Below are 22,757 nucleotides of genomic sequence, written 5' to 3' on the forward strand. Positions count from 1 at the left end.
AAGGACCCCAGCATGAGCCGGCCCGTACGAGGTCTCGTCCCCGTCCTCGCGACCCCCTTCCACCCGGACGGCAGCCTCGACCGCCCCTCGCTGCGCCGGCTCACCGCGTTCCAACTGCTCGCCGGCGCGGACGGGGTGGCGGTCTTCGGCATGGCCAGCGAGGGCTTCGCGCTCACCGCCGCCGACCGGGACGCGGTCCTCGCGGACGTACGGGACGTGGTCGCCGGCGCCGTGCCGGTGGTGGCCGGGGTCAGCCCGACGAGCCTGGCGACGGCGCTGGAGCAGTGCGGGCAGGCCGTCGCGGGCGGCGCGGACGCGCTGATGGTGCTGCCGCCGTACCTCGCGAAGCCAGGCCCGCAGCAGCTCGTCGACTTCTACGGCGCGCTGGGCGAGCGCGCCGGGGCGCCGGTCATGGTCCAGGACGCCGCCGCGACGACGGGGGTGGCCATGCCGGTGCCGCTGATCACGGAGTTCGGCAAGCTCGAAGGGGTCGACTCGGTGAAGGTCGAGTCGGCGCCGACCGTGCCGAAGATCGCGGAGACGGTGGCGGCTTCCTCGGCCGGGTTCGACGTGCTCGGCGGGCAGAACGCCTTCTTCCTGCTGGAGGAGCTGGCCGCGGGCGCGGTGGGGACGATGCCGGCGTGCGAGTTCACCGACGCGCTGCGGCCGGTGCTGGACGCCTGGGCCGCGGGGCGGACGGACCAGGCGCACGGGGCGTACGAGCGGCTGCTGCCGCTGATCCGGTTCGGCATGCAGGCGGGGTTCGCCTGGGCGGTGCACAAGGAGGTGCTGGTACGGCGCGGGGTGATCGACTCCGCGGCGGTGCGGCTGCCGGCGAAGGGGCTGACGGAGGCGCTGCGCGGGCAGTTGGACGGGATCCTGGAGCGGCTGGCGCTGCCGCCGGTGGCCCCGGGCGGGGCGCGGTGAGCGGGGGCCCGGCCGTGGGCGCGGGCGGGGGCGCGGCGGCGCCGGACGGGAGCGGGCGGGCGTGCGGCGTGCTCGTCGTCGGGGGCGACTCCGCGATCGGGCGCGCGGTGGCCGACGCGTTCGCGGCGGGCGGCGACCGGGTCGCGGGCTGCGGGCTGGCGGACTGCGCGCACCCGTCGTACACCGCGTACGTCGCCGCCGACTGCGCGGAACCCGCCGAGGCCGCCCGGTGCGTGACCTCGGCGGCGGAGGCGCTGGGGCGGCTGGACGTCGTGGTGCTGGCCGCGGCGGCGCAGCCGGTGGCGCGGGCCGCCGAGACCACCGACGCGCAGTGGCGGCTGGCCCAGTCCGCCACCCTGGACACGGCGTTCTACGTCGCCCGCGCGGCACTCCCCCGGCTCCGGTCCGGCTCCGCCATCGTCGCCGTCACCTCGGTGAACGCCTTCCTCGCCGCCCCCGGACTGCCCGGCTACGCGGCGGCGAAGGCGGGCGTCGAAGGTCTGGTGCGCCAACTCGCCCTCGACTACGGCCCGCGCGGCGTCCGTGTCAACGCGGTGGCGCCCGGCACGATCGGCACCCCGCCGCTGGCGCACGTCGCCGAGGGCTACCCCCTGGGCCGTACCGGCACCCCGCCGGAGGTCGCGGCGGCCGTGCACTTCCTGGCCTCCCCCGCGGCCTCGTTCATCACGGGCGCGGTGCTGCCGGTGGACGGCGGCCTCAGCATCTCCTCCCCCGCCGCCTGGCTCCGCCCTGATCTCCGGGAGCGCTTCCTGTAACGCTCGCGCCGAATATCCGTATACCGGTTGCCGGTCCCGTATGACGGGACCGGCAACCGGTATACGACGCTACGGGCCGGCCGCTACCGCCGGACGAACTTCACCGCGTCGGCATGCGCGCACCCCGTGCCGCTCGCGGTGAGCGACACCGACGCGCTCTCGCCTGCCTGGTACGGCTGCGTGCCCAGCGAGACCCAGCCGGGGCTGCCGGAGCGCTCGTCGAGCGTGCGGGTGGTGACGGCGCCGGCGTTGTTCAGGGTCACCTTCGCCGCCGGGTCGCCGCCGGTGGCGGAGACGGACTTGCGGATGAACACCTCGTACGAGCCGGCCGCCCGCAGCCGGGGCCGCCACGTCGCCTCGGCGCCCGCCGCACAGCCGTAGGAGACGGGCGAGTCCTTCGTCCAGCCGGTGAGCGCGCTGGGCTGCCAGGTGCCGGTGGTGGAGTAGCCGTAGGCGGCGGCGCCGTCGTTGTCGACGTAGTAGTCGCGCTGCCAGTAGCGGACGTAGTCGAAGGAGGCGGCCGAGGGCAGTTTGCCCGCGTCGGGCAGCGCGCCGGTGGCGATGCTCGTGAGCCAGACGGCGGTGTAGTCGTGCATCCACTGGCCGGGGGTGTACGGAGCCGTGTACTTCAGTGCGCCGTCGATGAAGAACTTCGCGCCGCTCTCTGACCAGTCGATGCCGTAGGTGTGCCACTGCCTGAGGTCGAGACCGGTGTCGTACGTCCCGGAGCCGTAGGTGACCGGGCCGTGGACGCCGCTGCCCACCCAGCCGTGGACGTTGTGCGAGGTCCTGGTCGGGTTGACCGAGTCGGTCTCGAAGCCGTCGATCTCGGTGCGCTGTTCGGCCGGGAAGGTGGTGCTGCCGTCGCCGGCCTGGAGCCAGAAGGCGGTGTGCCAGCCGGCGCCGTCGTTGATCCTGGCGCGGGTCTCGTAGTAGCCGTAGCGCAGGTGCTTCTTGGAGATGACGCCGCCGCCGGTGAACTGCTTGCCCGCGTGGTCCTCCTTCTTCAGCGCGATGTGCAGGGCGCCGCCGGACTGGGTGACGTTCTGCGGGCGCTGGGCGCTGTTGGCCTTGACGTCGGTGCGGAAGTTCCACTTGGCGGTGTCGACGCCGGCGGCGTCGAACTCGTCGCCGAAGAACTGGGTCCAGCCGGTCCCGGGCGGCCCCGCGACGGGCGCCGCGGCGCGCTCCGCGGCGGCGGCCGGGGCCGCCGGGACCGCGGCGGCGGGCGGGGAGAGCGCGAGCAGGGGCAGGGCGGTGGCGGCGGCGAGCGCCGCGGCGAGGGGGGTGGCACGGGGCATGTGACGTCCTTCCGGTCGCGTCGGCGTACGGGCTACTCGGCGAGGTCGAGCGCGACGACCGCCATGCCGTGGGGCTTCAGCGCCACGGTGAAGCGCGGCGCGTCGGCGGCGGTGAGGCGGCCGGAGACGGCGCGGATGCCGGTGACGGTGCGCGGCCCGTCCGGGTGCGCCAGCGCCGGGTCGACGGTCACGGTGGCGGTCAGCGGCCGGGCGCTGCTGTTCAGCACCAGCGCGAAGAGCCGGCCGCCGTCGGTGGCCAGCGCGCCGAGTGTCTCGGCGTGCGGGGTGTCGGCGGTCAGCAGCCGCGGCGGGATGCGCAGGGTCGCGGGGGTGCCGTGGACGCGGCCGGGGGCGAAGCCGTAGGTGAGCTGGCCGCCGACCTTGGGCGTGAAGTAGCCGCGGGGGAAGCTGATGCGGTCGCCGGTGCGGGTACGCACCTCCTCCAGCAGGTAGTCGAGGATCCAGCCGACCTGCCACCACGCGTGGTGCGGGAAGGCACCGATGCCGTTGGTGAAGCGCACCCAGTAGTACGAGTGCACGCCCGGCTCCTCGGCGACGAAGGCGTCGCGGCCGAGGGCGGCGGCGCGGGCCATGTCGCGGAAGAGGGGGTCGCCGGTCAGGCGGTGTACGCGCAGATAGGTGCCGGCGAAGCTGGAGAGCAGGATGGGGCCGTTGCCGGGCGCGCTGTCGTTCTGCTCCTTCTGCAGGCCGAGTTGGGTGAGCTGCCACGCCTCGTAGGTGACACCGTCCCGGGTGCGCGGCTCGGTGGACGGGGCGGGGTGGGTGTAGATCCAGGTGGTGTGGAGGCGGGCGACCTCGATGGCGGCGTCGCGGTAGCGGCGCTCGCCGGTGGCGTCCGCGAGGTCGAGCAGGCCCTGGATGCCCTGGGAGAGGGACAGGTCCATGCGGAAGCCGGAGTCGCCGGTGGAACCGAGGTAGCGGGCGCGCTCGACGGCGTGGGTGACGTACCAGTCGGCGCCGCGCACGGCGCCGTCGAGGTAGCGCCGGTCGCCGAGGGCGTGGTGGGCGACGAGCAGCCCGTACCAGGTGGGCCGCAGATCCTCGGTCAGATGCGGGTACGTGACCGCGTACGGGGGTTCCTTGTCGGTGGCCACCTCCCAGGAGCCGTCGGGCTTCTGGGCGTCGGCGAGGTGGTCGGCGGCGAGCCGGATGCGGCCCTTCAGCTCGGCGTCGCCGGGCTGGAAGAGCAGGATGTGCGCGAGGTCGGTGATGACGTAGTACGCGGTGGCCAGCGGCTCGACGTAGTCGGCGATGTCGGCGTCGGGGTTGCCCTCCTCGACGAAGCGGTCCGACTTGAAGAGGTAGTACTGGCCCTTGAGCGCGCCGCGGTAGTGGCCGGCGGCGGTCTGCTGCTGCGCGAGCTTGAAGTCGCGCACGTACGGCAGCCGGTCGCGTTCCAGCAGCGCGTCGGAGGTGGCGGCGGCGAGGCCCCACATGGCGCCGATGTCGGAGTTCTTCATGGCGTCGTTCTCGGCGCCCTGGACGAAGCCGTTGTACTTCTGGGCGCCGATGGTGGTGCCCTCGTACTCGTCGGTGAGCCACTGCGACAGCACCGGGTCGGCGATGTACGTGGCCTGGATGCGGGCCAGGCGCTCGGTCAGGGCGTGCTTGTTGGCGGCGAGTTCGAGGTACCGGCCGAAGCCGTAGACGTCGGTGGCGGCGTGCCGTAGCGCCTCGAACCAGTCGGCGTCGGTGAGGGTGAAGCGGAAGTCGAGGACTCGGCGGTCGCCCGCGGTGCAGCGGGAGTCGGCGCGGCCGAGGATGGGCCGGGCGAGGTGCGGGGTGAGGCGGCCGGCGCGGTCGCGGGTGGACAGGGCCAGGCGTACGTCGCGGTGGGTGACGCGGTCGGCGGCGTACGGGTCGCGGGCCATGCCCGGTTCGGCGACGGCGGCGAGGGTGAGCCCTTCGGTGGTGCTGAGGACCGGGGCGAGGGTGGTGGCGAGGTCGTCGTAGAAGAGGTGCGGCACGGCGGGCAGGCCGTGGCCGTACTCGGCGGCCATGCGCAGGTCGGGGTTGGCCTCGTGGCCGTACCAGCCGCCGGGAACGCAGCCGAAGGCGAGGTCCTGCTCGGGCAGGGCGCACAGGGTGGGGGTCCGCAGGCTGATCCAGCCGTCCTGGGCGGCGGTCCAGGTGAGGGTGACGCGGACGTCGTGGGGGTGGCGGCCGTCGATGCGCCAGCGGGCTTCGAGGGTGCCGAGGGGGTGGGTGTGGCGGAAGACGACCGCCTTGCTCTGGGAGGTGCCCTCGGCGGCGCCTTCGGCGGGGAGGAAGGCGTGGTGGGTGCCGGCCTCCTCGCGGCGGACCTGCTGGGCGTCGGGCGGTTCCGCGCCGGCGTGGTGGGTGAGGCCGTACTCGCCGAGGGCGCCGGGGAGTTCACGCCAGCCGCTGCGGGTGCGGGTGTGTACCCGGACGGCGCGCCAGCCGGCGTCGGTGCGGCCCCAGGTGAGGCGGACGCGGTCGCCGTCGAGGTGCAGGATGTCCGGGCCCGCGTCCCGGTCCGCGGCGGCGGCAACCGCGCCTGCCTGGGCTGACGTTGCCACGGCGGTGACTCCCGCGGCCTTGACGAAGCTCCGGCGGCTGGGCATCGATGACACGCTCCCCACTGGTGCATGGTGCAACTAGCATCCGTAATGCAGGAAGCGTGTCCACATGCTGCACGACCGTCAACCCCTGCCGCACGAGAAAACCGGTCGTCATCGTCGGCCGGGATCGGGGCCGTTGCTGCAGAAGCACCACCACAAGGGTTGACGCCGTCGCAATATGTGGGCAACGATCCCGCATGTTGCAAAGCAGATTCACTGGAGTCGCGGATGGCATCGGATCAGGGCAACAACCAGAGCGTGGAGCGCGCGGTGGCCGTGCTCGCGGTCTTCCAGAACGGCCACCCGGAGCTGCGGGTCTCCGACGTCGTACGCATCACCGGCCTCGGCACCTCGACCACCTCCCGGCTGCTGGCCACCCTGGAGTCGCTGGACTACGTCGAACGTGACGCCGTCAGCGGCCTGTACCGCCTCGGCACCGCCCCCATCACCCTGGGCGGCGTCGCCGTCAACCACCACCCCGTCCACCGCGAGGCGCGCCAGCTCGCGCAGGAGCTCGCCGCCCGCCTCGGCCTCGGCGCCAACGTCGCCATCCGGCACGGCACCGCCCTCTTCTACCTGCTCAACTTCGAGGGCAGGCTGGCCCCGAGGTCCACCGTGCTCACCGGCCAGCGCAAGCCGCTGCACGCCACCGGGCTCGGCAAGTGCCTGCTGCTGGGCCTGGCCCCGCAGCGCCGCCGCGAGCTGCTCCCCGAGGACGCGCTGCCGGGCTACACGCAGGCGACCCTCACCTCGCACGCCGCGCTCGACGCCGAACTGGAGGCCGTCGCCCGCCGCGGCTACGCCACCGAGGTCGAGGAGCTGGCGCACGGCCGCTCCTGCGTGGCCGCGCCGATCCGCGACCGCTCCGGCGACATCGTCGCCGCCATCTCCATCTCCGGGCCGCTGTCCACCGTGGCGCTCGACCGGCGCGAGGAGGAGCTGTCCCGCGCCGCGGTCGAGGCCGCCGACTCCGTGAGCGTCGGCCTCGGTTACGTCGGCCCGCGCGCCGCGCCGCCGCCCGCCAGGACCGGCGACGCACGCGGCCACGGACCCGGGGCCGGGCCCGGAAACGGCCCCGGACCCGGGAACGGAAACGGAAACGGGCAAGGCCACCCGCGCGAGCCCGAGAGGAGCCGGCCGTGACGCCCCCGTCCGCCTCACCGAAGCAGGCGGCCCCCGCGCCGCCCGCCGCCTCCCCCGCGCCGGCTCGCGCCCCCGGGCCGGCCAAGCGCGAGGGGCAGCGGCTGTCGAACGGCGCCTTCGCCTTCCTGCTCACCGTGCCGGGCCTGGCGCTCTTCGCGGCGATCGTGTTCTACCCGCTCGTCGCCTCCCTCGTCACCGGCTTCTTCGACCAGGATCTGCGGCTGCCGGGGCGTACGTTCGTCGGCCTCGACAACTACGCCGACGTACTCGACCGCGACTTCTGGCCGGTGCTCGAGAACACCCTCGTCTTCACCGTCGGCGCCACCCTCGCACCGTTCGCCGTCGGGTTCGCGCTCGCGCTGGCGCTGAACACCGGGCTGAAGGGCAGCGGGTTCCTGCGCGGGCTCTTCCTCTTCCCCTGGGTGATCCCCGGCGTCGTGGTGTCATTCCTCTGGATGTGGATCTTCAATGCGAACTACGGGGTCCTCAACGGCGCGTTGCTGGAGCTGGGCTTCATCGACGAGAGCGTGTCATGGCTCGGCGAGCCGACCACGGCGATGGTCGCGGTGATCGTCACCAAGACGTGGGCGAGCTTCCCGTGGATGATGGTCATGATGCTGGCCGGTCTGCAGACCGTGCCGCGCGAACTGCACGAGGCGGCGGCCGTGGACGGGGCGGGGGCCGTGCGCCGGTTCCGCGCCGTCACCTGGCCGGGAGTACGGGGCGTCGCCGCGATCGTGCTCCTGCTCGAGTTCATCTGGAACTTCCAGCACTTCGACACCATCTACGTCCTCACCGGCGGCGGCCCCGCCGGGGCCACGGAGACCTTCGCGGTCGCCGTCTACCAGGACGCCTTCAAGGGCTTCGACCTCGGCCACGCGGCCGCGCTCGGCGGGTTGTGGATGCTGCTGCTCCTGGCCCTCGTCGGGGTGTACCTCAGGACCTCCGAGCGGGAGGACAAGGACTCGTGACCACCGCCCGGTTCACCACCGCCGACGGCGCCTCCCCCAAGGCGCCGCCGCCCGGCCCGCCCGGGACCCCCGCCGGGCGCCGCCCGGCCCTCCGGAGGCCCCGCCGCCGCCCCGACCAGGTCCGCTCCTCCGTCGCCGCGTGGGCCGCGGTCGGCGTCATCGGGCTGTTCGGCCTGCTGCCGATGTACTGGATGCTGGTCACCGCCCTCAGCCCGCCGGGCCAGGCGTTCCGCTTCCCGCCGCGGTTCTTCCCCACCGAGATCACGTTCGCGCACTTCCGGGCGTTCGCCGAGAACGACAAGCTCTTCGACTACATGGTCAACAGCGTGATCGTGGCCGGGGTCACCGCGGTGCTGAGCGTGGTGGTCTCCACGTACATGGGCTACTCGTTCTCCAAGTTCCGCTACCGCGGCCGCAGGTCGCTGATGAACTTCGTGCTCGCCTCGCAGATGTTCCCGCAGGCGCTGCTGCTGATCACGCTGTACGCGGTGTTCCGCCAGTTCGACCTGCTCGGCACGTACACGGCGCTGATCCTGTCCTTCACCACGTTCACCATGCCGCTGTGCGTGTGGATGCTGAAGGGCATCTTCGACACGGTGCCCGACGCGCTGCTGGAGGCGGCGGCCATCGACGGCGCGTCCCGCTGGCGCACCTTGCACAGCATCGTCGCGCCGCTGGCCGCGCCCGGGATGGTCGCGGCCGGTCTGTTCGCGTTCGTCCGCGGCTGGAACGACTTCATCTTCGCGCTGACGCTGTCGGGCGACGACACGATGACGCTGCCGCCGGGCCTGGTGAACACCTACATCGGCGAGTTCCAGACGGCCTGGCCGGCGCTGATGGCGGCGTCGCTGATCGTCTCGGTGCCGGTGGTCGTCGCGTTCATGTTCCTGCAGCGGTACCTCGTCGGCGGGCTGACCGCCGGAGCCGTCAAGAGCTGACCGGCGCCGCCGCGCCCGGTCCCGTACCGCACCACGCTTCCCAACCTCCAAGGAGTCGGCATGTCCCGCCACGCACTTCCACGCCGCGACACCCTCAGACTGCTGGGCCTGGGCACGCTCGGGCTCGCCGTGCCCGGCGCCCTCGCCGCCTGCGCGCCCTCCGGGGGCGGCTCGGGCGACGGCGGCGACGCCGACGCCAAGAAGTTCGGCTTCACCTCCTGGGCCCTCAACGAGGAGGCCAGCAAGCCCGTCGTGGAGGGGATCATCACCGCCTGGGAGAAGGCCGGGAAGGTGGAGGTCTCCACGACGGAGTATCCGTACAACGAGTATCTGAAGCAGTTGACGCTGAAGCTGAGCAGCGGGGAGATCAGCGGCGCGGTGCAGTTGGACATCGCGTGGCTGGCGGCGGTGGCACAGATGGGCACGCTGCTGGACCTGGGGGACGCGGCGGCCGGGGCGGGCTACACGGACGTGGCGCTGAAGAGCGGGCAGTACGAGGGGGTGCAGTACGGGCTGCCGTGGACGACGGGCTCCATCGGGCTGATCGGCAACCGGAAGTTGCTGGACGAGGCCGGGATCCGCCGGCTGCCGGGCACGATCGCGGAGTTCGAGGACGCGCTGCGGGCGCTGAAGGACCTGGGCGGCGGGGTGACGCCGTACGCCGCGGCGACGAAGGTGGAGCAGCTCAAGGACATCTTCCCGTGGATGCAGACCTTCGGCTGCCCGATCATGGCGGACGGCGAGGTGGCGATCGGCGACGACGCGTCGGTCGACGCCGTGGAGTGGTTCAAGAAGCTCTACGACGAGAAGCTCATCGCCAAGGCGGTGGACCGCTTCGACGCCCGCGCGCTGTTCGCGCAGGGCAAGGTCGGCTTCTACGACGACGCGCTGGTCGGCAAGGGCGCGACGCTCGCGGAGGCCGCGGACGAGTCGCTGGCGGAGGCGATGGTCGCGGTGCCGCGGCCGGTGCTGAAGAAGGGGGACGACCCGCAGGCGCTGCTGTGGGGCCACGTCATCGTGGTGACGAAGGGCGAGGGTTCCGCGGCGGCCACGGACTTCGCCGTGCACACCACCTCCGACCAGGCCACGGTCGTCGACTACTTCGGGAAGCTGGCGCTGCCGCCGACGACGGAGGAGGGCCTCGCGGCGCAGGAGGTGGCGTCGGACACGTTCACCACGGAGTGGACGGAGAAGATCACCGCGACGGCGACGCCAGGACCGTTCTGGACGTACGCGAACAACGCGCAGATCGAGGACGCGGTCGCCAAGCAGGTGCAGGCGGTGCTGGTGGGCGACTCCTCGGCGAAGGACGCGATGCGGACGGCCGGCGAGGACGTCGCCCGCCTGATCGAGGAGTGAGCGTGCGCGGAGGTGTCAGAGCGCGCGCCGTGCGCCGTACGCTGCTGCCGGCGCTGCCGCTCGCGCTGCTCCCGGCGCTGCTGCCGCCCGCGCAGGCCGCGCAGCCGGCGGACGCGGGGCGGGGCGCCGGGGTCCCGGGGGTGGCGGGTTCCGCGGGGAGCCCGACCGGATGCCGGTGAACCTGCTGAACCTCGCGGCCAGCGGTTACGGCAACCTCTACCCGGACTTCGTCGGCGGCACCCCCGGCAAGGCGGAGCCGACCGACCCGGCGTACCGCGCGTACTTCGCCCGCAACGTGCAGTTCAACGCGCTCACCCCGGTGCTCGGCTTCGGCCAGGGGCCGTGGCGGTTCGGCGACGACGTGGCCGCGGACGCCCGGAAGCTGGCGCTGTGGCACGACTCGCTGCATCCGTACATCTACGACGCGGTCCTCGACGGGCACGCCTCCGGCTTCCCGTACGCGATGACGCCGCTGCACCTGGCGTATCCGGCGGACGAGCGGACGTACGGGCTGGTCGACGAGTCGACCCGGCGGTACGAGTGGATGCTCGGTGAGTCGCTGCTGGCCGCCCCGGTGTGGGGGGCGGACTTCGCGACGGCGACCGGGCAGGACGTGTACCTGCCGGCGGGGACGTGGATCGACGTCAACACCGGTGAGCGGCACGAGGGCCCGGTGACGCTCACGGACCACGAGGTGGCGCGGGGCGACGTGCCGGCGTTCGTGGGCGGGAAGGGCGTGCTGGTGCGCCGGGTGGAGGCGGGTTCCTCGGACCGGCTTCTGGCTCAGGTATTCCCGGTGACGCGGGATTCGGTGTACAGCTACGGTGACGGGAAGCGCACGTCGCGGATCGTGAACGCGAACGCCGGCTGGCACGCGGAGTCGCTGAAGGTGCTGGACACGACCACAGGACGCGCGGTCGACTTCTCCGTGGACCCCGTCACCGGCGCGGTCGGGTTCCCGCTGCGCGCGGGGCACGACTACCGGCTGGTGGGCGGGAGGTCCTGAGCGTTCGCGGGTGAAGCGGGCGGTCGTCGCCGTCGAGGGTTCGGCCGACGCCCGCCGGAGCCCGGTCCCGAGGCCCGCACCCCGGGACCGGGCTCACCTGTGTCCGGGGGGTACGGAACGGACGTACGGCGTGCCGGGGGGCGGGTTCAGAGCGCGGCGGGTCGGGCGTGGGCGAGGTAGCCGAGGCCGGTGGAGATCTGGTCGGCGTACTCGACGGTCCTGGCGGCGAGCGTGTCCTGGCGGGCGGTCAGGTCCATGGCAGACAGCGAGCCGGAGACGGACAGCGCGGCGACGACCGCGCCGGAGCGGTCGCGTACGGGCGCGGCGAGGCAGGCGCGGCCGAAGGCCAGCTCCTCGACCTCGGTGGCGTAGCCGCGGGCGCGGGTCTCGGCCAGGGCGTCGAGCAGCCCGGGGAGGCCGGTGATGGTTCTGCGGGTGTACGCGGGGTAGTCGGGGCCCATGAGGTCGCGGACCTCGTCCTCGGCGAGCCCGGAGAGCAGCGCCTTGCCCATGGCGGTGGCGTGCAGCGGAGCGGAGCGGCCGGTGAGGGTGAAGGTCCGCGGCGCGAGGGGGCCTTCGAAGTGGCAGAGGTAGAACATGCGGTCGCCGTGGCGTTCGGCGACGTTGGCGCCGAGGCCGAGTTCGTGGGCGAGGTTCTGGGCGACCTGGCGGGCGGCGCGGTGGACGGTGGACTGGTTGAGCGCGACGCCGGCGAGTTCGACGACCTTGGGGCCGATGCGGTGCAGGCCGCTGCGCTCGTCCCGGACGAGATAGCCGAGCGACTCCAGGGCGGCCACGAGCCGGGAGACGGTGGACTGGCCGAGGCCGCTGAGTTCGACCAGCTCGGCGATGCGGCGCTCCGGCTGCTCGTCGGTGAAGTACGACAGCAGTGACAGGGCGCGCTCCACGCTCTGCGTGCCCGACGCGGTGCCTCCCGTTGCCGCCATCGCGACCTCCGTTCCCGGTCCCGGCCCCCGTTCCCCTGGCGGGAAGATGGCTCATCCAGATAGCGGATGTTACATGGACGGAAGGGCCCGGGTGCGCGGAACCCGTTACGGGTCGGGGGTGCCGTAGGAGACGAGGGTGGTCGGGACCATGGTCCGGCGCTCCGGCGGGGCGGGGGCGGTGTCCACGCGAGGGCCGGCGCCGGCGGCGGCGGTGCGTTCGCCGAGGCGGGCGAGGAGCAGGCGGCCGGCCTCGCGGCCGAGTTCGTCGGTGTCGTACGCGACGAGGGTGAGCGGCAGTCCGAGGGTGTCGGCCATCTCGAAGTCGTCGAACCCGGCGAGGGCGGTGGCGGTTCCTGCCTCGCGGATGGCGCGGAAGGCGCCGATGGTGTTGCGGTTGTTGGAGCAGAACAGCGCGGTCGGCGGCTCGGGCAGGGCGAGCAGCGCGGCGGCGGCACGGGCGGCTTCGGCGGTCTGCTGCTGCCCCTGCCGTATGTACGTGTCGTCGGCGGGCAGCCCGGCGGCGGCGAGGGCGGCGGCGTAGCCGCGGAGTCGTTCGGTGCCGGTGTAGACGGCGGGCGGGGAGCCGAGGAAGCCGATGCGGCGGTGCCCGGCGGCCAGCAGCCGCTCGGTCGCCGCGCGGGCGCCGCCGTAGTCGTCGACGAGGACGTGGTCGGCGGCGAACCCGACGGGCGGGCGGCTCGCCAGCACCACGGGCACGCCCTCGGCCGCGGCGGCTGCCAGGTGCCGCTGGTCGCCGCCGGCGGGGACGGCGACGATGCCGTCGACGCGGCGGGCGACGAGGTCCTCGACGAGGCTGCGTTCGGTGTCGGGGTCCTGGCCGGTGTTGCCGATGACGGCTTTGAGGCCGTGCTGGGCGACGACGGCGTCGACGCCGAGGGCGAGGCGGGAGTAGAAGGGGTTGGCGAGGTTGGTGACGACGAGGCCGACGAGCCCGGTGCCGCTGCCGAGGCGGAGGCTGCGGGCGACCTCGTTGCGCCGGTAGCCGAGTTCGGCGACGGCGGCGCGGACGCGGGCGGCGGTGGCGGGCAGCACCTTGGGGTCGTCGCGCAGCACGCGCGAGACGGTCATGGCGCTGACCGCGGCGCGTTCCGCGACGTCCCGCAGCGTGGGCTGCGCGTCCCGCGGAGCGGGCCCGCCGGCGGGCCCGGGCGTCACCCGGCACCCCCGACGGCGGCGGCCCCGATCAGCCCGGCGTCCTCGCCGAGCAGGGCCCGTACCAACCGCCGGGAACCCGGGGGCGGTTCCGCGGGGCTCTGGGGACGGGTCTTCGCCGGCGTACGGCCCGGCTCCCCGGCGCCGTCGGGCTCGCCGGGACGCAGCCGGCCTCCCGCCGGGCCGCCGGACAGCGACGAGCGGGCGGGTTCCGGCCGGCCGGGGTCCGCTCCGGCGCGTACCCCGGGCACCGCGGCCCCGGCGGCCGGTTGCCAGCCTCCGGCCGTCAGGGCGGTGGTCAGGGGTGGGGCGACCAGGTCCCACGACTCCGCCATGGAACCGCCGACGACCAGCGCCGTGGCGCCGAACGCCGCCAGCCGCGGGCCCAGTTCCGCGCCGAGCGCGCCGAACGCCGCGTCGAGCACCCGGCGCGCCCGCTCCTCCCCCGCCCGGGCGCGCTCCGCGATCTCGCGGACGTCGACACCCGCGCCCGCCCGGTCCCCTGACCCCGGTCCGTCCCCGGAACCCGGTCCGGCCCCGCCGTCCGCGGCGGTCCCGTACCTGGCGAGGATCGCCCGGCGGGAGACCACCTCCTCCAGCGGTCTGCCGTCGATCCTGGCCAGGTCCATCCGGCCCTCCGGCGGCAGCCCCGGGCCCGTCGTGTGCAGCGTGCCGTCCGCGAGGAACGCCGAGCCGACGCCCGTGCCCAGGGTGATGCCCACCGCGCGGGTGTGGCCGCGGGCGGCGCCCGCGGCCCACTCGCCGGCGAGGAAGGCGTGCGCGTCGTTGCGGAAGGCGACGCCCGACGGGCTCCCCGGCAACCCGTCGAGCAGCGCCGCCCGCACGTCCACCCCGTACAGCGACTCGAACTTGCCGACGTCCGCGAAGAGCGCGACGCCCGTCGCGTAGTCGAAGGGACCCGGCACCGCCACCCCCCACCGCGCGCCCGCCGGCGCCGTCGGCAGGGCGCGGGCGCAGCGCAGGACCGCGCCGAGGATGTCCTCGGCGCGGGCCCGCGCGTCCAGCGGACGCCGCACGCGGGTGGCGACGGCGGTCCGCGGGGAGACCAGCGCGGCGGTGACGTGCGTGCCGCCGATCTCCAGGACGGGGATCAACGCTCGGCGGCCTTCCTGACGAGGGCCTTGACGACCCGCACCGGCCCGCCGCCCGCGGTGGCCACGAGCCGGTAGCCGCCGACCGCCGCGGGCACGGTCAGCGTCTCGGCGTACGACAGCCCGTGGATGTCGCCGGCCGCGGTGTGCACGGTGACGCCGGCGCCCTCGGCCACGTTGAGGACGTGGAAGCGGCCCTCGGTGTCGTCGCCTGCCTCGGCTCCTTCGTCCAGGGTGTACCTCCTGACTTCGTAGAACATCTCGTCGAGCGCGCCGAGCAGTTCCTCGCGCCAGCCGGGGCCGGAGCGCAGTTCGCGCGGGTCCTGCACCAGCTCCCGGGACACCTCCTCGCCGCGCCGCGCGGTGTCGAGGTTCGCCAGCCCGTGCTCGTACGGCATGGGCCGCGGCTTGCCGTCGGCGCCGGGCCGCAGCCAGTCGTAGAAGCGGAGGCTGTAGAGGTACGGCGTGGCGCTGATCTCCAGGACGAGGTTGCCGGCGCCGCTGGCGTGCGGCGTACCGGCGGGGATCATGAACAACTGCCCCTTCTCGCCCGGGAAGGCCAGCACGTGGTCCTCCGGGTCCATGGGCACCGCGTCGGTGATCGCCTTCTCGATCTCCTTGCGGAACTGCCCGGTGTCTGCGTCCTCGCGCAGCCCGAGGTACACCTTGGTCTCGGCGCTGCCGAGGGTCATGTAGTACGTCTCGTGCTGGGTGTACGGCCAGCCGAACCGCTCGCGCATGTACGCCTCGCGCGGGTGGCAGTGCAGCGACAGGCTGCCGCCGTCGACGGTGTCGAGGTAGTCGAAGCGGATCGGGAACGAGGTGCCGAAGCGCGCGTGCACCTCGGCGCCGAGCACGTCCTCGGGGGCGAGGACGCACATGAGCTGGAACGGCACCTCGGCCTGCGCGTCCGGCCCGGTGCCGATCAGGATGCCGGCCTCGGGGGCGATCAGCTCGTAGCCGAGGGCGGTGTTGGGCGCGTCGGGGGCGAAGCCCAGCTCGCGCTGGGCCCAGTGGCCGCCCCAGGGCGTGGAGTTGAAGTAGGGCCGGGTGCGTACGGGCCGGCGGGCGAGCGCGGCGAGGGTGCCGCGCAGCCCGTCGCCGTCGAGGTGGACGGGGTGGGCGGGGTCCTGGACGTCGAGCCAGCCGTCGATGCGGCGGGCCAGCGCGTCGCGGTGGCGGTCGAGCATGGGCCAGTCGACGTAGAACAGCCGCCGGTGTGCGGGGGCTTCGCCGGGCAGGCCCAGGTTGGCGCCGGTGGTACCGGCGGTGACGGCGGCCTCGGCGTAGCGCTTGGGCACGTCGGCGTACCAGAGCAGGTCGTGCGGTACGACGGCGGCGCCGGGGCCGTAGACGAGCAGCAGCCCGGCGTCGGGGCGGCGCGCCGCGGGCGGGGTGTCGAAGAGGTCGTCGAGGGGGTTCTCGGCGAGCTTGCAGTAGTGCGGGTCGGCGGCGTCCTCGGGCCGCTCGGTGCGGCGCCTGACCTCGTCGGCCGGCGCGTAGTGGCGCCGTACGTCGAGAAGTGCCACGGGGGTGCCGCGGGCGGTGAGCTCGCGCCGGAGCCGGCCGGCGAGGGCGTCCCAGTCCGCGGACGGGGGTCCCTCGACGGCCACTACCGCCGGGCCGTGGGGGAGTTCCGCCGCCACCGCCCGCCAGCCGGTGGTGAGGACGGCCGGCGGGGCGGGTGCGTAGCGCGGGTCGAGCCGGTACACGCAGTCTCCTTCGGATGTGGTTCAGCGGCGCCGGAAGAGCACCGCGGTCGTGCCGAGGGCGGGGAGGTCGACGGTGACCTCTCCGTCCGTTACCGGCAGGTCGTCTCCCGGGCGGCCGAGGTAGTCGGCGAGCCCGGCCCCGGTGACGGGGAAGAGGGCGCGTACGGGACAGGCCACGGGCTCCTCGGCGAAGGACTGCAGCCGCAGCAGCACGGCGCCTTCGCCGGCTTCGCCACCGGGGGTGGTGGCGCCGACGAGCCGCACCCGCGAGTCGCCGACCTCGGCGAACGCCAGCCCGTCGGTGACCTCGGGGCCCTCGGCGTGCGGGGCGCGGGCCCGTACGGCGTGCAGCGGGCGGCTGAGTCCCGCGGCGGTGCGGGCGCCGAGGGAGCCGTGCGGGGTGGCGTCGTCCGTACCGCAGGCCAGGCTGTAGCGGAAGGTGAACTCGAAGCCCTGCTCGCTGGGGAAGTTGGTGTCCCACAGGTTGTTGTGGATCCAGGAGAAGACGGTGGCGGGCTCGTCCTGGCCCATCGTCTTGGGGAACGGCGCATACGGCAGCGCGATGTTCCCGAACTGCACCAGCGGCGCGTCCTGGGTGGCCCAGGCGACCGCGAGGCCGTCCTCGGCGAGCGTCACCCAGCGGCGTACGGCCCGCATGTGCTGCGCGGAGCCGGGGATGACGGACAGGCCGGTGCCGGTGGCGCCGCCGGTGGCCTCCATCCGCACGGTGGGCGACTCGAAGGCGAAGGGGAACGCGAAGTAGGCGCTCTCCTTACCCAGGGTGGCGTCCTTGTCGACGCGGTTCTCGATGTCGAGGCGGGCGGCGCCGTGCGGCAGCGTGAGCGTCGTACGCACCCGGTTGGCGCCGGCGGGGCGGGTCTCGTAGGTGAGGGTCTCGCCGGTGGCGGTGGACTTGCGCGCGATGAGCGCGGCGGGCGGCGCGACGGAGCGGTTGCCGAGGTGCTCCAGGCGGTCGGAGCCGGTGGTGCGGCTGGAGTTGTGGTTGAAGCCGCCGGCGGTGGTGTAGCTGTCGTGGATGTAGGCGTTGAAGCCGGCGACGGCGTCTGCGCGGACGAGTTCGCGTCCCGTGGCCTTGTCGACGACGGAGGCGATGCAGGCGCGGGCGAGGTCGACGCGGACCGCGAGGTGCTCGTTCTGAAGCAGCGTGGGGTCGGCCTGGGCGTGCGCGGCGGCGGCGGTCTCGGCGGGGTCCTCCTGTTCGGTGCCGCCGGTGGGGTTCCAGCCGGTGGCGGCCTTCAGGACGGTGCCCTCGCCGTCGGCGGTCCCGTCGTCGGCGCCTTCTGCGACGACGTCGAGGCGTACGGATCCGGCGGGCGGCACGTCGGCAACGCACACCAGGAGGAACCGGCCCGCGTCCCGGTGGTCGTCGTTGACCTGCGCCTGCTCCTCGTGCCGCAGCTTCCCGCCGGTGCGGGCGTCGCGGACGGCGACGCGCTGCTCCAGCGGCACGCTGCTCTCCGGCAGGAAGATCCGTACGACGTCGGTGCGGGCCCAGGAGCAGGTGTTGACGACGTGGTACGACACGGCGTCGGGCGCGCCGGCGAGCCGCTGGCCGAGGCGGGCGCGGGCCCGGTCGAGCAGCGAGTTGCCGTCGTCGTACGCGCGCAGCGCCTGCCCGTACTTCCAGTGCCACTGCTCCTCGCCGCTGTGGCCGCCGTGGTCGCCGTGGGTCCAGGGGTCACCGGCGCCCCAGGTGTGCTCGTCGAAGAGGGACACGGCCTCGTAGACCGGGGCCGCGTCCCGGCTGTCGTCGGCGGCGCCCGAGGCGCCCAGGATGCCGGCGAAGGTGCCGAGGGTCTGCGCGTCGGCGACGGTGGCCTGCGCGGTGCGGGCCAGGGACAGCGGGCGGGCGCCGGAGCCGACGCCGTCGACCCACCAGTCGGTCCAGTCGCCCTCGAAGGTGCGGATCTCGTCGCCGAGGCGGGCCTCGGCGTCGGTGAAGAAGTCCTCGTTGCGGGAGAGCCGGAGCTGCGGGTAGGCCCAGGTCTCGTTCCAGCGGCGGACGGTGTCGGCGATGATCCGCCGCGGCGGCGCGTTGTCGCCGAACTTGCCCTGCACGCGCAGGTGCAGGATGTCCCACGGGTACGGCTCGCGCTTGACGTCGGCCTGGTCCATGGCCCAGCCGAAGATGCCGCCGCGGTACGGGTACGGGTTGCTGGCCAGCGACGTCAGATAGGCGGGCAGCAGGTCGTCGACGCTGTCGTAGTCGGTGTCGAAGCCGAGCAGCGGGCCCTCCATGTAGGCCAGGCCGTGCGGGGTGTCGGTGACCCAGACGAGGATGCTGTTGCCGCTGGGCGCGCGCCACCGGAAGAGCCGGGGCAGCTTCTCGCCGCCGACGAGGTGGGGCACGGACCGGCCGGCCCAGTTGTGCGCCACGGACAGGTACGTGACGCCCGCGGCGGCGAGCGCGTCCACGAGGCCGACGACGGCGCCGGGCACGTCGGTCTGCATCGCGGAGGTGAACTCGACGCCGTGCTCGTCGCGCACCTCGTCGGCGAGCCGCAGCAGTTCGTGCAGCTCGTCGGTGGAGCAGGTCTCGGTGTGCAGGTTGAACGGCATGGCGGTCAGCTCGATGCGGCCCTCGCGGACGCGCCGTACGAACTCCTCGACCTGCTCGGCGGGGCGGGCGTCGGCCCACTGCCGGAAGGACCACAGGGACTCCACGCACCAGCGGAACCGGGACTCGGCGGGCCAGTCGTCGGTGGCGCGGGTCAGCTCCAGGCAGGAGTCGAGGAACGACAGGTGCTCGGCGAGGACGCGGCCCTGGGGGTCGGTGTAGCCGATGTCGAGGTGGGAGTGGTGGACGAGGTGCAGGGTCCACTGCCGCTGCGGGGTGAGGGTCAGCGCGATGCCGGCGTCGGCCCCGGCACCGCCACCGCCACCGGCATCGGCATCGGCATCGGCATCGGCAGCCAGGCCGACGGTGACGCGGGTGGCGGTGTCGACGGCGGGCAGCAGCAGCCGTACGGACCCACCGGGGCCCGGTTCCGGCGCGGCGGGCAGCGCCGTGCCGGATTCGGTGCGTACGACGAAGGCGTCGGCCAGATCGGCGGGCAGGGCGCCGCCGGTGGCCTCGACGCGCAGGCTCTGCAGCAGCCCGCCGCCCTCGGCGTGCTTGAGCAGCGGCTCCTGGGTCAGGCGCAGGGCGGTACCCGCGAGGCTGCCCTCGGCGGTGACGACGCTGCTGCGCAGGCTGTCGCGGATGCGGTCGTTGTCCCAGTCGGTGGTCTTGACGAGGGCCCGAGTGGTCATGCGGTGGTCTCCGTACTCTCCCGCGGCGGCGCGGGCGGTGATGCGGGCGGGTTCGTGGGCCGGGCAGGGGTCGGCGGGCGGACGGGTCGGTGGGCGGGCGGTCGGCGGTCGGGCGGGTCAGCGGGCGGATGCGGTGATGCCGCGCAGGAACAGGCCGCGGAACACCAGGAACACCAGCAGCGTGGGCAGCGAGACGATGAACGCGCCGGCGAGGATCACCGGCGGCCCGGCCGAGCTGTACGCCTGGTTGAGGGAGTTGAGGGCCGCCATCACCGGCTGGATCTCGGGGCTGCGGGTGAGCGTGATGCCGAACAGCAGGTCGTTCCAGACGGCGGTGAACTGGAAGATGAACGCGGCGCCCAGCCCGGAGCGCATCAGCGGCACGTGGATGCGCCAGAAGATGCGGCGCATGGACGCACCGTCGAGCATCGCGGCCTCGGTGATCTCCGGCGGCATCGTCGTCATCTGGTTGCGGATGAGGAAGAACGCGAAGGGGATGGCCCAGGCCGCGTAGACGAGCATCAGGCCCAGGCGGGTGTCGTAGAGGTTGGCGTCGGCGTACATGCCGAACAGCGGGGCCAGGAACATCTGCAGCGGGAACAGCGTCCCGGAGAAGATCACCCAGAACCACAGGGCGGGCCTGGGTATCGGCAGCACGATGACGGCGAACGCGGCCATCGCCGCGACCACCACGGCCACCCCGCCGCAGACGACGGCGTACAGCATCGAGCTGGCGAAGCCGTCGCCGATGCCGGCGTCGCTCCAGGCGGTCTTCAGGTTGTCGAAGATCGCGAAGCCCTGCGGGGTCCAGTCGACGGACCCCGTGTACTCCGCGGCGGGGGTGAGGGCGTTGACGATCAGCAGGTAGAGCGGCAGCAGCCAGAGCAGCACGCAGCCGGCGACGAAGAGGTTGCGCATGTGGCGTCCCATGTCGGTGTCTCCTCTCAGTCCTTGGCACCGGGCATCTGGCGGCGGAGATACAGCCACGAGGAAGCGACGACGATCACGGAGAGCACGAGCGCGATGGCGGATCCGTACCCGACGTGGAAGAGGCGGAATGCCTCGCGGTACATGGTCAGCGCCAGCGTCTCGGAGCTGCGCGAGGGACCGCCCTGGGTGAGGACCCAGATCATGTCGAACGCCTTGAGGCTGTTGACGATGGCCATGCCGACGACCACGACCGTCACGGCGCGCAACTGCGGCAGCGTGATGTGGCGGAACATCCGCCAGCCGGTGGCGCCGTCCAGCTCGGCGGCCTCGATCGTCTCGCGCGGGATGGCGCGCAGGCCGATGGCGAAGAGGATGACGTTCAGTCCGGTGGCCTGCCAGGTACTGGCGACGATCATCGAGATGGTGTTCTGCGGCCACTCCAGCAGCCAGCTCTGCGCCCAGGAGTCGAGGCCGACGCCGCGCAGGATCTGGTTGACCGCGCCGTCGGTGGTGAGCATGAAGCGCCACAGTGCGGCGGTGGCGGCGCCGGAGATCGCGAACGGGAGCACGATGACGAGCTGGGCGAGTCCGCCGAAGCGGCGCATCCGGTGGGTGGCCACCGCGATGGCGAGGCCGGCGACGACGGGCAGCAGCAGGGTGCCGGCGACCCACATGAAGGTGTTGAGCAGCGAGCGGCCGAAGATCGGGTCCTCGGCGAGCCGCGTGTAGTTGTCGATACCGGTGAAGCTGCTGGTGAAGCCGTTGTCCTCGAAGAAGCTGCCGTAGATGCTGCGGAGGAAGGGATAGACGAGCAGCACGCCGACGAGGGCGAGCGCGGGCAGCGCCCAGGGGACGCCGGCGAACGGGCCTCCTATGCGGCGGGTGGACGTGTTCTTCGCGGCCTGGTGCGGGCTGCGGACGGGTATGCGGCGGCGGAGGCGTACGGGCTTGGCGGCTTCCGCCGTGCCCACGGTGTCGGTCATGACTTCTCCGCCTCCCGCCACACCTTCCACGCCTCGTCGGCGCGCTCCTGCATGGTCCGCAGTCCGCTGCGGTACGAGTGCGGTTCGATGAGCATGCCCGCGAGGTCGTCCACGGTGGACTCGACGAGTTCCGGCGGGCCCTGTTCCCAGAACCGGTTGAGCAGCCAGAGGTTTTTCGACTGCCGCGTCACGCCCTCGATGACCGCGTTGGCGGGCGTGACCTTCGGGTTGGGGCTGCTGTCGGAGAGGCCGTGCGCGAAGGCGGTGGCGACCTCGGGGTGCAGCCAGCCGCCGGCGGCCTTCAGCGCCTCCTCCTTGTCCGGGCCCTTGACCGTGACGGCGAAGGCGCTGGACTCGAAGATCACGCAGGGGCGCGCGGCCGGGTCGGCCATGGGCAGGACGAAGGCGTCGAGGGTCTTGCCGGGCTTGGCGCCGGCGCCGGCGAAGACGGCGCCCAGCCAGGTGCCGCAGGCCACCATGCCGATGTCGCCGTGGAGGACGGACGCGGCGGCGTTGTTGTGGTCCACGTCCATGCTGGTGAACCAGTCCTTGTCGAAGAAGCCGGCGATCGTGCGCAGCGCCTGTTCGGCGCGCGGGTCGGTGTAGCGCTCGCGCCCGTTCATCAGGTCGTCGTAGAACTGCGGGTCCTGACGGCTCAGGATCTCCTGGAACCAGATGAACGCGGGCCAGCGGCCGGCCGTGGTGCCGTGCAGCGGGGTGATGCCGTTGTCCTTCAGCCGGGAGCAGGCGGTGAGGAAGTCGTCCCAGGTCTCGGGCTTCTTGAGGCGGTGCTCCGCGAAGACCTCGGGGTTGTAGAAGATCACCCAGTACGCGAGGTTCATCGGCAGCCCGTAGACGCGGCCGCCGTAGGTGAACGCCTCGCGCAGCGAGGGCTCGACCCAGCCGCGGGACTCGGCGTCCTCCCACTGCTGCGACAGGTCCTCGATGCCGCCGGTGCGCGCGAGGTCGCGCAGCCGGTAGCCGGACCAGTACTTGAGCAGGTCGGGGGTCTTCCGGGTACGGAGCGAGGACTTCACGACCTGCTCGAAGGACTCGAGGGACGGGATCACCTCGGGTACGAGCTGCAGGCCGGCGGTGGACTGGAGCGCCTGGCCGGCGGCCTGCAGCGGCGCCTCCCAGGCGGGGTTGTCGCCGTGGATGGCGACCTCGCCGGGTCCCTTCCCGGACGCGCTGCCGCAGGCGGCGGCCAGTCCGCCGGTGGCGGTGACGGCCGCGCCGGCCGCGGAGACCCGGAGCAGGGTACGGCGGTCGAAGCGGCCGGGGCCGGGGGTGGTCGTGCGGGGGGTGGTCGTGCGGGGGTCGGCGGGTGGCGGGGGGATCGGCGGATGACGACCTGACATCGGGCGGCTCCCTTGGTCGCTCTCGTGTTATCGTTAACACGCAGTGGAGAGAGCTTGACGGCCGACTACGGCCGACGTCAATGGGCTTGCAGTGACATTTCAGCGGACGGCCTGACAAGTCAGGCCGCGCTTCCCCTTGTGACGGAATGCCCGAAATGTATAGTTCTGGCCCAGCGGGGTCGCAGGCCCGTCGCCGCGCCTCTGCGCAAGGACGGCACCCGGCCGCCGGGCCTGCGACCTCC

General features: G+C 73.4%; 18 protein-coding genes. 8 read left to right on the forward strand and 10 right to left on the reverse strand.

Annotated features, from left to right (window positions below):
- The first annotated feature begins 12 nt into the window (after positions 1–12).
- A complete protein-coding gene (locus OG946_RS03600) occupies positions 13–927 on the forward strand; it encodes a dihydrodipicolinate synthase family protein (protein WP_326794711.1) in 915 nt (304 codons plus the stop codon).
- Positions 924–1,703: an SDR family NAD(P)-dependent oxidoreductase gene (locus OG946_RS03605; RefSeq protein ID WP_326794712.1), complete on the forward strand. Its 780-nt coding sequence runs from the start codon at positions 924–926 to the stop codon at positions 1,701–1,703. Before OG946_RS03600 ends, OG946_RS03605 begins: the two co-directional genes overlap by 4 nt.
- An 83-nt stretch (positions 1,704–1,786) precedes the next feature.
- Here OG946_RS03605 and OG946_RS03610 read toward each other — a convergent pair whose 3' ends face one another.
- Together OG946_RS03610 and OG946_RS03615 are read right to left on the reverse strand one after the other, a co-directional pair.
- Entirely contained in the window at positions 1,787–3,004 is a 1,218-nt protein-coding gene (locus tag OG946_RS03610; protein WP_326794713.1) for a glycoside hydrolase family 16 protein, read from the reverse strand.
- A gap of 32 nt (positions 3,005–3,036) precedes the next feature.
- Positions 3,037–5,565: a hypothetical protein gene (locus tag OG946_RS03615; RefSeq protein WP_326794714.1), complete on the reverse strand. Its 2,529-nt coding sequence runs from the start codon at positions 5,563–5,565 to the stop codon at positions 3,037–3,039.
- Positions 5,566–5,835: 270 nt separating this feature from the next.
- Between OG946_RS03615 and OG946_RS03620 the strand changes: the two genes are divergently transcribed.
- Genes OG946_RS03620 through OG946_RS03645 form a run of 6 tightly spaced genes read left to right on the forward strand, consistent with a single transcriptional unit; the run spans position 5,836 to position 11,024 of the window.
- The gene (locus OG946_RS03620; protein WP_326794715.1) at positions 5,836–6,750 is read left to right on the forward strand and encodes an IclR family transcriptional regulator; all 915 of its coding nucleotides are present in this window, start codon (positions 5,836–5,838) and stop codon (positions 6,748–6,750) included.
- Positions 6,747–7,721 (forward strand): carbohydrate ABC transporter permease, encoded by a 975-nt coding sequence (locus tag OG946_RS03625; RefSeq protein WP_326794716.1) that lies wholly within the window; start codon positions 6,747–6,749, stop codon positions 7,719–7,721. The genes OG946_RS03620 and OG946_RS03625 overlap by 4 nt, the downstream gene beginning before the upstream one ends.
- Positions 7,718–8,659, forward strand: coding sequence for a carbohydrate ABC transporter permease (locus OG946_RS03630; protein WP_326794717.1), 942 nt, complete (start codon positions 7,718–7,720; stop codon positions 8,657–8,659). Before OG946_RS03625 ends, OG946_RS03630 begins: the two co-directional genes overlap by 4 nt.
- Before the next feature lie 60 nt (positions 8,660–8,719).
- A complete protein-coding gene (locus OG946_RS03635) occupies positions 8,720–10,018 on the forward strand; it encodes an extracellular solute-binding protein (RefSeq protein WP_326794718.1) in 1,299 nt (432 codons plus the stop codon).
- A gap of 2 nt (positions 10,019–10,020) precedes the next feature.
- Positions 10,021–10,197, forward strand: a complete 177-nt coding sequence (locus OG946_RS03640; protein ID WP_326794719.1) for a hypothetical protein — start codon at positions 10,021–10,023, stop codon at positions 10,195–10,197.
- Positions 10,188–11,024, forward strand: a complete 837-nt coding sequence (locus OG946_RS03645; RefSeq protein ID WP_326794720.1) for a hypothetical protein — start codon at positions 10,188–10,190, stop codon at positions 11,022–11,024. The genes OG946_RS03640 and OG946_RS03645 overlap by 10 nt, the downstream gene beginning before the upstream one ends.
- Positions 11,025–11,170: 146 nt before the next feature.
- Here OG946_RS03645 and OG946_RS03650 read toward each other — a convergent pair whose 3' ends face one another.
- From OG946_RS03650 to OG946_RS03685, 8 genes are all read right to left on the reverse strand, one after another.
- On the reverse strand, positions 11,171–11,971 hold the full coding sequence (locus tag OG946_RS03650) for an IclR family transcriptional regulator (RefSeq protein WP_326794721.1): 801 nt from the start codon (positions 11,969–11,971) through the stop codon (positions 11,171–11,173).
- 105 nt (positions 11,972–12,076) lie between these two features.
- Positions 12,077–13,147 (reverse strand): LacI family DNA-binding transcriptional regulator, encoded by a 1,071-nt coding sequence (locus tag OG946_RS03655; protein ID WP_326794722.1) that lies wholly within the window; start codon positions 13,145–13,147, stop codon positions 12,077–12,079.
- The gene (locus OG946_RS03660) at positions 13,144–14,259 is read right to left on the reverse strand and encodes an ROK family protein (protein ID WP_326794723.1); all 1,116 of its coding nucleotides are present in this window, start codon (positions 14,257–14,259) and stop codon (positions 13,144–13,146) included. The genes OG946_RS03655 and OG946_RS03660 overlap by 4 nt, the downstream gene beginning before the upstream one ends.
- Positions 14,256–15,968 carry a class I mannose-6-phosphate isomerase gene (locus OG946_RS03665; protein ID WP_326794724.1) on the reverse strand — a complete coding sequence of 571 codons (1,713 nt, stop codon included), beginning with the start codon at positions 15,966–15,968 and terminating at the stop codon, positions 14,256–14,258. The genes OG946_RS03660 and OG946_RS03665 overlap by 4 nt, the downstream gene beginning before the upstream one ends.
- Positions 15,969–15,989: 21 nt before the next feature.
- Positions 15,990–19,241 (reverse strand): alpha-mannosidase, encoded by a 3,252-nt coding sequence (locus OG946_RS03670; protein ID WP_326794725.1) that lies wholly within the window; start codon positions 19,239–19,241, stop codon positions 15,990–15,992.
- Positions 19,242–19,358: 117 nt separating this feature from the next.
- Complete coding sequence (locus tag OG946_RS03675; RefSeq protein WP_326794726.1) at positions 19,359–20,171, reverse strand: carbohydrate ABC transporter permease; 813 nt, start codon at positions 20,169–20,171, stop codon at positions 19,359–19,361.
- Positions 20,172–20,185: 14 nt separating this feature from the next.
- On the reverse strand, positions 20,186–21,154 hold the full coding sequence (locus tag OG946_RS03680; RefSeq protein ID WP_326794727.1) for a carbohydrate ABC transporter permease: 969 nt from the start codon (positions 21,152–21,154) through the stop codon (positions 20,186–20,188).
- Positions 21,151–22,515, reverse strand: coding sequence for an ABC transporter substrate-binding protein (locus tag OG946_RS03685; RefSeq protein WP_326794728.1), 1,365 nt, complete (start codon positions 22,513–22,515; stop codon positions 21,151–21,153). The genes OG946_RS03680 and OG946_RS03685 overlap by 4 nt, the downstream gene beginning before the upstream one ends.
- Between the last annotated feature and the right edge of the window lie 242 nt (positions 22,516–22,757).

It is taken from the genome of Streptomyces sp. NBC_01808, from assembly GCF_035917395.1.
In the GTDB taxonomy this organism is placed as follows: domain Bacteria; phylum Actinomycetota; class Actinomycetes; order Streptomycetales; family Streptomycetaceae; genus Streptomyces.

What these genes read in the sequence shown, in the direction of transcription:
- OG946_RS03635 (WP_326794718.1), top strand. Translation starts at nt 8,720, where the DNA reads ATGTCCCGCCACGCACTTCCACGCCGCGACACCCTCAGACTGCTGGGC.
- OG946_RS03610 (WP_326794713.1), bottom strand. Translation starts at nt 3,004, where the DNA reads ATGCCCCGTGCCACCCCCCTCGCCGCGGCGCTCGCCGCCGCCACCGCC.
- OG946_RS03645 (WP_326794720.1), top strand. Translation starts at nt 10,188, where the DNA reads ATGCCGGTGAACCTGCTGAACCTCGCGGCCAGCGGTTACGGCAACCTC.
- OG946_RS03650 (WP_326794721.1), bottom strand. Translation starts at nt 11,971, where the DNA reads ATGGCGGCAACGGGAGGCACCGCGTCGGGCACGCAGAGCGTGGAGCGC.
- OG946_RS03600 (WP_326794711.1), top strand. Translation starts at nt 13, where the DNA reads ATGAGCCGGCCCGTACGAGGTCTCGTCCCCGTCCTCGCGACCCCCTTC.
- OG946_RS03680 (WP_326794727.1), bottom strand. Translation starts at nt 21,154, where the DNA reads ATGACCGACACCGTGGGCACGGCGGAAGCCGCCAAGCCCGTACGCCTC.
- OG946_RS03675 (WP_326794726.1), bottom strand. Translation starts at nt 20,171, where the DNA reads ATGGGACGCCACATGCGCAACCTCTTCGTCGCCGGCTGCGTGCTGCTC.
- OG946_RS03670 (WP_326794725.1), bottom strand. Translation starts at nt 19,241, where the DNA reads ATGACCACTCGGGCCCTCGTCAAGACCACCGACTGGGACAACGACCGC.
- OG946_RS03685 (WP_326794728.1), bottom strand. Translation starts at nt 22,515, where the DNA reads ATGTCAGGTCGTCATCCGCCGATCCCCCCGCCACCCGCCGACCCCCGC.
- OG946_RS03620 (WP_326794715.1), top strand. Translation starts at nt 5,836, where the DNA reads ATGGCATCGGATCAGGGCAACAACCAGAGCGTGGAGCGCGCGGTGGCC.